The organism is Pseudarthrobacter sp. CC12 (genome assembly GCF_039907755.1).
Classification (GTDB): Bacteria; Actinomycetota; Actinomycetes; order Actinomycetales; family Micrococcaceae; genus Arthrobacter; species Arthrobacter niigatensis.
The window spans coordinates 1-12816 of record NZ_JARDJH010000018.1 but is presented as its reverse complement, the minus strand read 5'-3'; the positions used below and the strand labels follow the sequence as shown (position 1 = coordinate 12816).

Below are 12816 nucleotides of genomic sequence, written 5' to 3'. Positions count from 1 at the left end.
GGAGCTGCTGAGGGTTCCCGCAGCTGGCGCTTAGCTGACCAGGACCTGCGTGGCGGATTCCTTCAGTTTGCCGTTGGCCCATTTCATCTGGCGGATGGTCTGCGGGTGGCACTTCTGTGCCAGGGCCAGCAGGTTCTTGTCCTTCATCCCCTGGGCGGCCTGGGCCAGCAGTTCCCAGTCGGCTGACACCCCGCAGGCCTTCAGGTAGAGCTCGCGGAGGTCGCGCAGCAGCAGCATCCCGGTTTCGGGGCGCCTGCCCACCATCTCGCTGCCCTTTTCCCTGATGGTTTCCATTAGCCCTGCCTCGCCGCGGGGCTCCGGGTCCAGGTTTTGGCCGTAGTTTTTGGCGATGTCCGCGATGTCCCGGACGTGCTGCTGCGACCAGCGTGCCAGGTCCCGGGCCAGGTGGTGGATCTCGTGGTCTACCTTGTGCCGCTCGGAGATGACCAGCAGGTGGTGCGCCAGGTCGTTCTCGGAGCGGTGCATTTCCTCCAGTACCAGCCCGAATTTCATCGTGCCCCTCCTGCCGTTTCGGTGGCCTCGTCAGTTTCGGTGGCCTCGTCCGCCAAAGCGGTGGGTATGCCCTTGGTCCTGGCGTCTTCCGGGAAGTACCCGGCAGGTGCCGATGCCGTGGTGGTGGGCGCCGGAGCGGGTCCGTCGCCGCCGGAAACGCGGGTGATGCGGGCGGCCGCCGTTTTGAAGATGGGCTGCTTGGACGCCGCGTCCCAATCGGTGATGGTCAGTTCGTTCGCAGCCCTGCCGGCCCCGTCCGGCCGGTGTCCGCCATCGGTGTCCCAGTAGCCGTAATGGAAGGGCAGGAAGAGGACGCCGTTGCGGATGCCGCTGATCCGCACCTTGGCACGTACGGACCCGCGGGGTGTCTCCACCTCCGCAAGGTCGCCTTCGGCAATCCCGTACGCGCCGGCGTCGTCTGCTGACAACTCAACCCACACGTCGGGCGCGGCAGCCTGCAGCTCAGGTGCCCGCCCGGTCTTGGTGCGGGTGTGGAACTGGTAGAGCGTGCGGCCGGTGATGAGCTGGAGCGGGAAGTCCTGGCTGGGCAGCTCGTGCGGCGGCATGTATGCGGCGGCCTTGATGATGGCCTTGCCCTCGGGGTTCAGGGCCTTGTACTCCGTGGGTTCCACTGGCGCACCGGTGATGAGGTCGCGGCCGTAGGTTTCGCAGTACTCTGGGTGCGCCCAGAACTTCCCGTCAGCGTAGATGCGTTCCGTACCGTCCGGGTTCTCCTCGTTGCAGGGCCACTGGATGCCCGAGCCGCCGCGCAGTTTGTCGTAGGTGATGCCGGTGTAGTCGCAGGGCCTGCCGCGGGTGCATTCCTTCCAGGCTTCGAAGGCCGATTCGGGGTCGTGCCACTTGATCAGCGGCTGCCCGTCCTTGTCCTGCAGGCCCATGCGGTGGGCGTAGTCGATGAAGATCTCCAGGTCCGGCCGGGCCTCGCCCGGCGGGTCAACGGCTTTCTCGGAGAGGTGGACGGTGCGGTCCACGTTGGTGAAGGTCCCGGTCTTTTCGCCCCAGGTGGCGGCGGGAAGGACGACGTCGGCCAGCTGGGCCGTCTCGGAGAGGAAGATATCCTGCACCACCAGGAACAGGCGGTCCTGTTCCAGGATGCCGCGGATGCGTGCCAGCTCGGGCAGCGAGACGGCAGGGTTGGTCCCGCTGACCCACAGCATCCGGATGGAACCGTCCTCCGCGTACCGCATCATCTGCATAACGTGCGTGGGCGGGGAGTAATGCGGGATGGACATGGGATCGACGTTCCAGACCCGCGCCAGGTCCTGGATGTGTGCGTCGTTGGACCAGTTCCGGAAGGCGGCGAGGTCGCCGTCGGCCCCGCATTCGCGGGTGTTTTCGGCAGTGGGCTGGCCGTTCATTTGCAGGATGCCGCAACCGGGCCTGCCGAGCATTCCGCGAATGATGTTGACGTTGTTGACCTGGACCGCTGCCGCGGTGGCCTGGTTGGACTGGTAGAAGCCCTGCAGCACCGTGGACAGCAGCCGCTCCGCGTGGCCGATGATGCCGGCCGCCTCGGTGATCTGCTCCGCCGGGACTCCGCAGATTTCCGCCACGAGTGCCGGCGGGTAGTTCTTGACCTCGTCTTCGAGTTCGGAGTACCCCACGGTGTGCGCCTGGATGTACTCCTGGTCCACCCAGCCGTTGGTGATGATCTCGTGCAGGATGCCGTTCATCAGGGCCACATTGGTGCCGGGCCTCGGCGCCAGGTGCACGGTGGCGGCCCTGGCCACGGGCGTCATGCGCGGGTCCACGCAGATGATTTTTGGTGGGTTGGGGCCGGCCAGCCGGTCGAGCATCCGGGTCCAGAGGACGGTCTGGGTTTCGGCCACGTTGTGCCCGTACAGGGCGATGACGTCGGCGTGGTCCACGTCCGTGTAGGAGCCGGGTTGGCCGTCGCAGCCGAAGGATTCCTTCAGCGCCTCCCCCGCCGTCGCCGTGCACAGCCGGGTGTTGCCGTCCACGTGGTTGGTGCCGATGCCGCCGTGCGCCAGCGTGCCCAGGGTGTAGTACTCCTCGGAGAAGAGTTGGCCGGTGGTGTAGAAGCCGAGGGCGCTGGGGCCCTGCTCCGCCAGCAGCGCCTTGGACTTGTCCACGATGCGCTGCATGGCGGTGTCCCAGTCCGTTTCCACCAGCTTCCCGCCCTCGCGGATGAGGGGCTTGGTGAGCCGGTCCGGGGACGCGTTCGCCTGCCAGCCGTACAGGTCCTTGGGGCCCAGCCGTCCATGGTTGACGCGGTCTACGGCCCGTCCCCGCACGCCAACGATTCTGTTGTCCTTGACCGCGATGTCCATGGCGTCGCCGTTGGAGTGCAGGAGCGAGGCCGTCTGGACCCACCGGTCCACGTCCTCCGGAGCCACTCCTTCGGCCAGGTGGGTGTCCACCCTGACGGGCCAGTCACCGCCGCTGCCGTACGGTGTCCGTGTCCCCCATGGTTCAGCTATCCGGTCGATCCGAGCCATCTGTCCATCTCCTTACAGGAACTGGCGGACAGCGTCGAAACAGCGCTGTCCCTACCGGATCCTGTACCCGGAATGGTGGGCCGGAAACGCGCCCCTTAGGCCTGCGTGTCCTGCAGCGGCCGCCGGGCGAGCCAGGCGGCCACGATGGCACCGGAGATGTTGTGCCAGAGCGAGAAGACCGCGGACGGCAGTGCAGCCAGCGGGGTGAAGTGCGCGGTGGCGAGCGTCGCCGCCAGGCCGGAGTTCTGCATGCCCACTTCGAAGGCGAGGGCGCGGCGGGCCTTGTCATCCAGGCGGCCCAGCTTGCCGGCCAGGTAGCCAAGGCCCAGCCCGAAGCCGTTGTGCAGCACCACGGCAAGGAACACGATGGCCCCGGCGTCGATGATCTTGTTGGCGCTGCCGGCCACCACGATGGCCACGATCAGGGAAATCACGACGGCGGACGCCCACGGCAGCGCGGGCAGCACCTTGGCGACGAGCTTCTTGAGGAAGACCCGGGCGAGGAGGCCGGCGACCACCGGCAGCAGCACGGTCTTGACGATGTCCAGGACCATGCCGGCGGCGTCGATCTGCAGGTAGGAGCCGGCCAGGAACAGGACCAGCAGCGGGGTGACGATCGGGGCGATCAGGGTGGAGACCGAGGCCACCGCCACGGAGAGGGCAACATCGCCCTTGGCCAGGAAGGCCATGACGTTCGAGGCTGTGCCGGAGGGGGCGCAGCCCACCAGGATCACGCCGACTGCCAGTTCGGGCGGAAGGTTGAGGGCGCCTGCGATCAGCCAGCCGGCGCCGGGCATGATGACGTAGTGCGCCACGATCCCCAGGGCCACGGCCCACGGCCGCTTGGCTACCGCGGCGAAGTCCGGCGGAGTCAGGGTCAGGCCCATGCAGAACATGATGATGCCGAGCAGGTAGGGCACGCTGGGGGCCATGGGCTTGAAAAGGCCGGGGAGCAGGAACCCGAGGATGCCTGCGACAACCACCAGGATGGGGAACACTGTCACCGCGATGCGGGCGATTTTGCTTTCCGCTTCGAGCGCGGGGTTGACGGGTATCCCGTCCGAATTCTGGGGTTTAGTTGCCTCAAGCATCCAATCATGGTGGCACCGGCTGGTATGGTTCCGCCAATTGATGACCGTGAACGGTAACAACGGCGGAACCATACCGGCGGCAGTCCGGGAGGGGGTTCCGCCCTTAGAGCTGTTTCCGGAGCTCCATCTTTCGGATCTTGCCGCTGGCGGTACGCGGCATGTCCTCCACCACCACCATTGACTTGGGGATTTTGTAGCGGGCAAGCCTGCCGTCGAGGAAGCTGCGCAGCTGCTCCGCAGTCAGCGATTCCCCCTCCCTCAGCGTCACGATCGCTTGGGGGACCTCGCCCCATTTCTCATCCGGGACGCCGATGACGGCGACGCTGCCCACAGCGCTGTGCTCGGAGATGACCGCCTCCACCTCCGCCGGGTAGATGTTCTCCCCGCCGGAAATGATCATGTCCTTGAGCCGGTCAGAGACGAACAGGAAGCCTTCCTGGTCGCGGTAGCCCATGTCGCCCGAGCGGAACCAGGCGCCGTCCGCATAGCTGGCGGCTGTGGCCTCCGGCCGGTTCCAGTACTCCTTGATGACGTTGGGTCCGGAGATCTGGATTTCCCCCACCTCGCCCGGTTCCACCGTGCCGCCCATGGGATCGGCGATCCGGACGTCGGTGAAGAAGTGCGGCAGTCCGGCCGAACCCGCCTTTTCCCGCGACCGGTCCACGGGGAGCATGGTGACGCCGGGGGCTGTTTCGGTCATGCCGTAGCAGCTGGTGAAACCGATGCCGCGGTCCTCGTACGCGTCCAGGACCCGGCGGGGAATCGCTGAGCCACCGCAGGTCAGCTTGTCCAGGGAGCTGAGGTCGGCCGCCGCCCAGCCCGGATCTTCGCAGAGCAGCTGGAACGTGGTGGGCACTCCGTTGAGGGTGGTCACCTTGTGTTTCCGGATGAGTTCCAGGACCCGGGCGGGATCGAACTTCGCCTCAAGGACCACGGTGGCCCCCTTGAGGAGCATCGGCAGCAGCCCCATGTCCAGGGACGCCACGTGGAACAGCGGCGAAATCATCAGCGCCACGTCGTTGCGGTTCAAGTCCATGTCCACGATGGTGTTGATGCAGTTCCACGTGATGTTCCCGTGCGTCAGTAAGGCGCCTTTGGGTTTGCCCGTGGTGCCGGAGGTGTACAGGATCATGGCGCCGTCGTCGTGGCCCACCGGCACGTCGATGGGTTCGCCGGCTGCCCCCTGCAGCGCCTCCCCGTAAGACACAACCACTGCAGAATGTTCGACGGCGGCCGGTGGCGTGGCGGCGGAAGGTTCCGCCCCGCCGTCGGCCGTTACGACCATGCGGTGGGTTACCGCCGTTCCTTGCACGGCAGCGGAGGCGGAGGCCTCCAGGGCGCCGGCGTTGACCAGGAGCCGGGCTCCGGAATCCTGGAGCTGGAACTGCAGTTCCGGCGGTGCCAGCCGGGTGTTGAGCGGGACGAAGATGGCGCCGAGGAGGCCGCAGGCGAAGAACGTTTCCACGAACGAAGGGTGGTTCTCCCCCAGGTAGGCCACCCGGTCCCCCTTGGCCACTCCGCGGTCGCGGAGCGCGTTGGCCAGGCGGTCCGTCCGTTCGGCGAGCTCTTCGTAGCTCAGGGTGCCCGCTGCTGACAGCAGGGCCGTCTTGGCGCCCGACTTGCGGCGGCGGCGCTGCAGCCAGGAGCCAACTCCGTTGTTGTCCATGGTTCTCCTAACGGACCGTGGTGAGGTCGTTGTTCTTAGATTCCCGCGTCAGGGCGATGAAGACAATCGAGACCAGCGCCATGACGGACAGGAACACCACCACCGGGAGGATGCTTTGCCCGGAGTCCTTGTAGAGGCCGGCGATGATGCCCGGCGTGAAGCCGGCGCCGATGAGGGTGGCCAGCTGGTAGCCCACCGCGGCACCGGTGTAGCGGGAGGTGGTGCCGAACTGTTCGGACACGAATGCTGCCAGCGGCCCGTAGAGGGAGGAGTGCAGGATCAGCGCCACAGTGAAGGCCACGAACACCATGGCAACGTTGCCCGAGCCAAGCATCCCGAACATCGGGAAGAGGTACGCAATGAACAGCGCCAGGCCGGTGATCATCACCGGGCGGCGGCCGAAGCGGTCCGAAAGGCGGCCGCCCAGGAGGACGAAGACGATGGAAATGGCCGAGGCCCCGGCGAACGCGTAGAGCACGCCCTGCTGCGGTGCGCCCTTGGACACGGCGTAGGTCACCGAGAAGGTGGGCAGCACCACCTGCAGGCCGAACCCGGCAGCCCCGGCGAACATGATCATGATCAGCGCCTTGGGCCGGCGGAGCACGTCCAGCAGCGGGATCTTGCGCTTGGCGCCCTGTGCTTCTTCCTTGGCCACGGCCTCGGCGAAGATGGGGCTTTCAGAAACGCGGAGGCGCACGAAAATGCCCACGATCAGGAGCACGAAGGACAGCAGGAACGGCACCCGCCACCCCCAGGCCAGGAACGCGTCCTGCGGCAGGGCCGAGAAGGCACCCATCACCAGGGTGCCCAGCACGGCGCCGGTGGGCGCCCCGGCGTTGACGAACGACGCCGCGAAGCCGCGCCGTTTCGGGTCCGCGTGCTCCAGTGCCATGAGGGCGGCCCCTCCCCATTCACCGCCGACGGCGATGCCCTGGCAGACCCGCAGCAGCACCAGGATCACGGCGCCCCACGGCCCGATGACGCCGGCGCCGGGAATCAGGCCGATGAGGGTGGAGGCGATGCCCATCATGGCCATGGAGATGATCAGCATCCCCTTGCGGCCCACCTTGTCACCAAAGTGTCCGAAGATGATGCCGCCCAGCGGCCTGGCAACGTATCCGGCGGCGAAGGTGGCGTAGGCGGCCACGACGCCTACCCATTCGTCCGTGCCGGCGAAGAAGACCTTGGGGAAGGCCACCGCTGCGGCCGTGGCGTAGAGCAGGAAGTCGTAGAACTCGATGGTGCTGCCCAGATAGCTGGACAGGATGACCGTGCGCGCTTCCTTGCGCTTGGCGGCCGTGCCCGCGGGTGCGAGCGTGGTGTGTCCGGACATGGCTGTTCCTAAAGACGGAGGAATGTGGGGTTTTTGGGGTTGCCTGAGGCGGCGGCGCCGGGGGGGCGCCGCCTGGGGTTTGGGACTGCTGTTACTGGTGGAAGTGGCTTACTTGTAGAAGCGGCTTACTTGTAGAAGCGGGCCAGGAATTCGGCCACGACGGCGGGGCGTTCCTGGCCTTCGATCTCGATGGTGGCGTTGACCTTGATCTGGGCGCCGCCCTTGACCTCGGTGACGTCGGCGATGGTGGCCTGCATGCGGACCTTGGAGCCGACCTTGACCGGGGAGGTGAAGCGCACCTTGTCCAGGCCGTAGTTGACCTTGGTGGTGACGCCTTCGACGTCGAACAGCTCCCCCCAGAACGGGATGATCAGCGAGAGCGTGAGGAAGCCGTGGGCGATGGGGGCGCCGAACGGGCCGTCCTTGGCGCGTTCGGGGTCGGTGTGGATCCACTGCTGGTCGTCGGTGGCGTCCGCGAACTGGTTGATCTGGTCCTGGGTGATCTGGCGGTAGTCGGTGGTGCCGAGGTCCTTGCCGGACAGGGTGAGCAGGGTGTCGAAATCGACGACGAGATTGGGCATCGTTGCCTCCTGGCAGTTCTTTGTTGGTTGGGGAAGTAGTGGTTCAGCGGGTGAAGGCGCTTTCGCCGGTGAGGGCGCGGCCGATGATGAGGGCGTTGATCTCGTGGGTGCCTTCGTAGGAGTAGACGGCTTCGGCGTCGGCGTGGAATCGGGCGACGCCGGCGGCGAGCGTAATGCCGTTGCCGCCCACCACCTCCCGGGCCAGCGCTACGGTGTCGCGCATGAACAGGGATGTCTGCATCTTGGCTAGGGCCGAGTCCTGGTCCCGGTAGATGCCTTTGGCCTGCTGCTCGGTGAGCCTGACCACCAGGGACAGGCTGGCCGTGACGTTGCCGAGCATGCGGGCCAGTTTCTCCTGGACCAGCTGGAAGGAACCCAGCGTGCGGCCGAACTGACGGCGTTCGTTGATGTAGGCGAGGGCTGCCTCGAAGGCGCCGGCGGCGATGCCGGTGGCGATCCAGGCGACGTCCGAGCGCATGGCCCGGAGCATCGCCGCGACATCCCTGAAGGAGTTCACATTGTGCAGGCGCATGGCCTCGGGGACGCGGACACCGGTGAGGGTGATGTGGGCGTTCTGCATCATCCGCAGTGCCGTCTTCCCGTGGATCTTCTCCAGGGTGACGCCGTCGGCTGTCCGGTCCACCAGGAAGGCCTTGACCTGCCCGTCTGCGGTGTCCCGGGCGAATACCGCGAGGACGTCCGCGGTGGCGGCGCCGCCGATCCAGCGTTTGGCCCCGTCAAGGATCCAGCTGCCGTCGGGCTGCCGCCGGGCGGTGGTGGAGAGTCCGCCGGCGATGTCCGATCCGGATTCCGGTTCGGTCAGCGAGAACACGCCCTTGAGTGAGAAGTCGATGACCTTGGGCATCCATTCGGCCTGCTGTTCCGCCGAGGCACCCACGCGGATGGCTGTCCGGAACAGGCCGGCCTGGGCGGTGTACCAGGTGGCCAGGGACGCGTCGGTGCGGGCAAGTTCGAAGATCCGGAAGCCCTGGTAAATTCCACGGGCCGGACCGTCGGCCGTGAGGCCGGCAGGTTCCATCAGGTCGAGGTCGATCAGCGGCCGGGCGAGCTGCTCCGGAAATTCGCCGCGTTCCCAGTACTCGGCCAGCAGGGGTTTTGCTTCCCGGTCCAGGAAGGACCGCAGCCGGGACAGGACCTGGCGCTCTTCCGGCGTCAGGAGGGACTCGGCGTCGTACCAATCCGCTGCCTCATAGAGCCGGGCACCCGGGCCGGCCTCCGCCGTCGTCAACGTTCCCATCTCAGCCTCCCAGCCCGAGGAGCCGCACCGCGTTGTCCTTGAGGATCTTTGGCCGGACCTCGTCCTTCAACGGGAGGTCCGCGAAGGCACCGAGCCATTTCTGCGGGGTGATCAGCGGGAAGTCGGTGCCGAACAGCACCTTGTCCTGGAGGTAGGAGTTGGAGGCCTTGACCAGCGATTCCGGGAAGTACTTGGGCGACCAGCCGGAGAGGTCGATGAAGACGTTGGCCTTGTGCGTGGCGATGGAGTTGGCCTCGTCCTGCCACGGCACCGAGGGGTGGGCCATGATGATCTGCAGGCCGGGGAAATCCGCGGCCACCGCGTCCAGCAGCAGGGGGTTGGAGTAGGCGAGCTTGATGCCGTACCCGCCGGGAAGGCCTGCGCCCATGCCGTTCTGCCCGGTGTGGAAGATAGCGGGCAGGCCGAGTTCCTGGAGGGTCTCCCACAACGGGTAGAAGCGCTCGCTGGACGGGTCGAAGCCCTGCAGGGACGGGTGGAACTTGAAGCCGCGCGCGCCGAGTTCAACGGCCTGGTGCTTGGCTCCGGCGATGGCGTCTTCACCGGTGCGTGGATCGACGCTGCCGAACGGGATCAGGACGTCGTTGTTCCGGGCGGCGCCGGCGATGAGTTCCGGGATGCTGTTGGGTTCGTGCTTGAGCTGGGTGCGGGCGTCGACCGTGAAGACGACGGCGGCCATGTTCAGTTCGCGGTACACCTCGGCGATGCGGTCCAGGGAGGGGGTGCGGTCCTCGGCCTTGAAGTATTTTGCCGAGGCTTCGGTCAGTTCCTCCGGCAGGGAGCCGTGGCCGCAGCTGTCCACCTCGAGGTGGACGTGCATGTCGATGGCGTCGAGCTTGGCCGGGTCGATGCCCAGTTCGTAGCGGTCTGCCATGGTCAGCGGGCCTCGGCGGGCTGTGCGGGCTTCAGGTCCTCCGGCAGTGGGAGGAATTCCTCGCCGTAGCTCTGCAGCGTTTCCGCGGTGAACAGCTGGCCGGCGTTTTCCTGCAGCGCCTCGTAGCTCCAGCCGCCCTCGCGGTATTCGGTGGTGGCCGGTTCCGGGTGGGTCCAGACCTGGAGCCGGTCACCGCCGGCTCCGATCGCCTGGCCGGTGATGTTGGCTGCCTCGTCGGAGGCGAGGAAGGCAACCAGTCCGGAGACGTCGTCGGCCGTTCCAAAGCCCAGGTCGTGGCGGAAGAAGGACGGCATGGCCTCGCCGCGTTCGTCGGCCTCCACGGCTTTCTGGAAGTAGGGGACGGTCTTGGTCATGGCGGTGGCAGCCACGGGGATGACGCTGTTGACCGTGACGCCGGCCTTCTTCATTTCCAGCGCCCAGGTGCGGACCATGCCCACGATCCCGGCCTTCGCCGCAGCATAGTTGGTCTGGCCGAAGTTGCCGCGCTGGCCCGTGGGCGAACCGATGGTGATGATGCGGCCGGCGACGTTGTGTTCCTTGAAGTACGCGTAGGCCTCCCGGACGCAGGTGAAGGTGCCCTTGAGGTGGACGTTGATGACCAGGTCGAAGTCCTCGTCCGTCATCTTCAGCAGGGACTTGTCCCGCAGGATTCCGGCGTTGGTGACCAGGATGTCCAGGCGGCCGAACGTGTCGACGGCTCCGGCCACCAGCGCCTTGGCGGCGTCCGTCGTCCCTACCGGAACCACCACCGCGGTGGCCCGGCCGCCGTCGGCCTCGATCTGCGCGACGGCCTGCGCGGCCGTGTCGGCGTTCACGTCATTGATGACGACGGCGGCGCCCTGGCGGGCCAGTTCCCTTGCGTAGGCAAGGCCGAGGCCCTGCCCGCTGCCGGTGACGATTGCAACCTTGCCGTTCAAGCTCATGGCCTGCTCCTTCGCATGCGCCGGCCGAAGCCGTTGGGGTGGTCCCACTGCGGTGTGAGATCCTTGTTGAAATCAATGAAATTACGGATCATTGAAAAAGTCAACGATTGTTTTTTACACCGGAGTTGTGATGGCCACCTTGGGCACCGAAGTTCAGACCCCCCGCCTTGCGGCAGCCAGGATCGGCAGTGACGTGGGCCTGCTGCTCGCCAAGCTGCACGCCGCCGGCTCGGTGCTGAACAACAAGGCGTTGGCTGACTTCGGGCTGCGGGAGCGGTCCTTCTCCATCCTGACGCTGGCGTGCAGCGGGCTGGAGCCCACGCAGCGGGAACTGGCGGATTTCCTCAGCCTGGACCCGAGCCAGGTGGTCACCCTCGTGGACGACCTGGAACGCCGCGGGCTCGTGGAACGGGCGCAGGGCAAGCAGGACCGGCGCGCCAAGATCATCGTCTCCACGGCCGAGGGGCGGAAGATGCATGCGAAGGCCCGCACTGCCATGGACGAGGCCGAGCTGGCCCAGTTGGCCGGACTGACCGACGATGAGTCCCAGGAACTGAAGCGGCTTTTGCGCAAAGCCCTCTGGGGCGCGGCCGAATAGGGCGCTGCCGGCCGAGCGGGTCCGTCGCAAGCGTGCTTTGGGTGTCTTATAACTAACGAAGTGTGCAGCGACTCGAGCGCGGGTAATGCGACATAGTTAGGAGAACCATGTGGCCCCACGAGTAGGGGCAGCTTCGACAACTCGTCCGAGGACTGCTGAGACGTTGCCTGTCACAAGGGTTTCGAGGCAGTCTGAGGCGTAGCGGTTAGGGCACCTCCACCGTGCATGTCATCGTTCGGGGTAAACGTGCATATCAGGGGTCGGCAACGAAGCTGAGGGATGAATCCATGCCCGGGCTCACATCCGTGAGCATAGCGGCGTAGCAAAAGTACGCCCGCTGAAGGATCGGCTAACGGGCATATCGCAAGACGACATTGTTCCGGTTGCCGATCCTACCTCAGCGCCCTTTTGGTGCCTTGCGACTAACGTTTTGATGATTATGACCATAGACGGTGCAATCGGGGAACCAGGCCCCAAGAACCTGTTAGAGCTCCGGTGGGCTGGAGATACCCAGCCCGTGTGGTTCCTTGACCTCGTCCAACCGCAGATTGGCGGTGGAAAATTTGATCCAGGAGATCTCCTGCGGATCGAGGCACGCCCTGAAGCGACGGCGCTTCGTATCAGCGGGCTGGACCAGGCTGTGTTTGAGCGACTAGTTTCCAGCTACGGACAACAGTTCACAGCAATTGAGTTCTGGAAGTGCCCCAGAATTGAAGACCTCACCCCGCTTGAGGACCTATCAGGGCTCCGGATGGTCTCGTTCTATTGGAATCAGCGGTCCGCGCGACTATGGAACCTATCCCGTACGCCACATTTGACTGAGTTACGGGTACAGGACTTCACACGCTTTCATCGGCTGGATGACCTCTCGGCCGGACACGCACTAAAGGAACTCATCCTCGGCGACGCGGTATGGAACAAGACCACTTTCGAGACGCTGGAGCCCTTGGCCTCGCTGACTGGATTACTCAGCCTAAGCTTGCTTCCGAAAAGCATCGACGATGGTCGGATCCAGCCTCTTGGTAAACTTACCGACCTCGAAAATCTACAGATACCTTTCAACCTGTTCACGAGAGAGCAGATCGCTTGGCTCCGAGCACGGCTGCCTGAAACACTGGAATCGGAAGCATTGAAGGCCATTCTCCCGCTTAGGACACCCTTCGACCTTGCCGGTAAGCCTCGCGACGTTCTCTTGATCGGGAAGCGTAAGCCCTGGCTCAACGCTGAACAGGACGCAGCAAGGATCCACAAGCACGTTTCCAGCTTCGAACAACTCTTGGCCAGCTTTCGAAGCGATCCGAGCCTCGAGCCGAAGTGACAAATCGCGCTAAACGCGAGTACTCCATGAGCCCGCGGCCCATCCGACGCTATGGTGTCCGTTCAAGGATCGGCGGATTCAAGCGGTCATTGCAACAGGAGGTTTTCGATCAGTTCGATCGGTTTCTTGAACTCTAGTCTTT

Annotated in this window: 11 protein-coding genes; 2 read left to right on the top strand and 9 right to left on the bottom strand. The window is 65.5% G+C overall.

The window, feature by feature from the left end:
• Positions 1-30 precede the first annotated feature (30 nt).
• The 9 genes from PV772_RS13340 to PV772_RS13300 all read right to left on the bottom strand — a co-directional run bounded on the left by PV772_RS13340 (position 31) and on the right by PV772_RS13300 (position 10758).
• A complete protein-coding gene (locus tag PV772_RS13340) occupies positions 31-513 on the bottom strand; it encodes a hypothetical protein (RefSeq protein ID WP_141183081.1) in 483 nt (160 codons plus the stop codon).
• Complete coding sequence (locus PV772_RS13335) at positions 510-2993, bottom strand: nitrate reductase (RefSeq protein WP_347886455.1); 2484 nt, start codon at positions 2991-2993, stop codon at positions 510-512. Before PV772_RS13335 ends, PV772_RS13340 begins: the two co-directional genes overlap by 4 nt.
• Positions 2994-3088: 95 nt before the next feature.
• Entirely contained in the window at positions 3089-4084 is a 996-nt protein-coding gene (locus PV772_RS13330; protein WP_141183079.1) for a bile acid:sodium symporter family protein, read from the bottom strand.
• Positions 4085-4187: 103 nt separating this feature from the next.
• Positions 4188-5750 (bottom strand): o-succinylbenzoate--CoA ligase, encoded by a 1563-nt coding sequence (menE, locus tag PV772_RS13325; protein WP_347886454.1) that lies wholly within the window; start codon positions 5748-5750, stop codon positions 4188-4190.
• A gap of 7 nt (positions 5751-5757) precedes the next feature.
• A complete protein-coding gene (locus PV772_RS13320; protein WP_347886453.1) occupies positions 5758-7083 on the bottom strand; it encodes an MFS transporter in 1326 nt (441 codons plus the stop codon).
• Positions 7084-7208: 125 nt separating this feature from the next.
• A complete protein-coding gene (locus PV772_RS13315) occupies positions 7209-7664 on the bottom strand; it encodes a MaoC family dehydratase (RefSeq protein WP_141183076.1) in 456 nt (151 codons plus the stop codon).
• 43 nt (positions 7665-7707) lie between these two features.
• Positions 7708-8922, bottom strand: coding sequence for an acyl-CoA dehydrogenase family protein (locus tag PV772_RS13310; protein WP_347886452.1), 1215 nt, complete (start codon positions 8920-8922; stop codon positions 7708-7710).
• A 1-nt stretch (position 8923) separates the two neighbouring features.
• A complete protein-coding gene (locus PV772_RS13305) occupies positions 8924-9814 on the bottom strand; it encodes an amidohydrolase family protein (protein WP_347886451.1) in 891 nt (296 codons plus the stop codon).
• A 2-nt stretch (positions 9815-9816) separates the two neighbouring features.
• Positions 9817-10758, bottom strand: coding sequence for an SDR family NAD(P)-dependent oxidoreductase (locus PV772_RS13300; protein WP_347886450.1), 942 nt, complete (start codon positions 10756-10758; stop codon positions 9817-9819).
• A 130-nt stretch (positions 10759-10888) separates the two neighbouring features.
• On the opposite strand from PV772_RS13300, the gene PV772_RS13295 reads away from it, so the two are divergent.
• On the top strand, positions 10889-11356 hold the full coding sequence (locus PV772_RS13295; protein WP_347886449.1) for a MarR family transcriptional regulator: 468 nt from the start codon (positions 10889-10891) through the stop codon (positions 11354-11356).
• A gap of 439 nt (positions 11357-11795) precedes the next feature.
• On the top strand, positions 11796-12674 hold the full coding sequence (locus PV772_RS13290) for a hypothetical protein (RefSeq protein ID WP_347886448.1): 879 nt from the start codon (positions 11796-11798) through the stop codon (positions 12672-12674).
• The last annotated feature ends 142 nt before the right edge of the window (positions 12675-12816 follow it).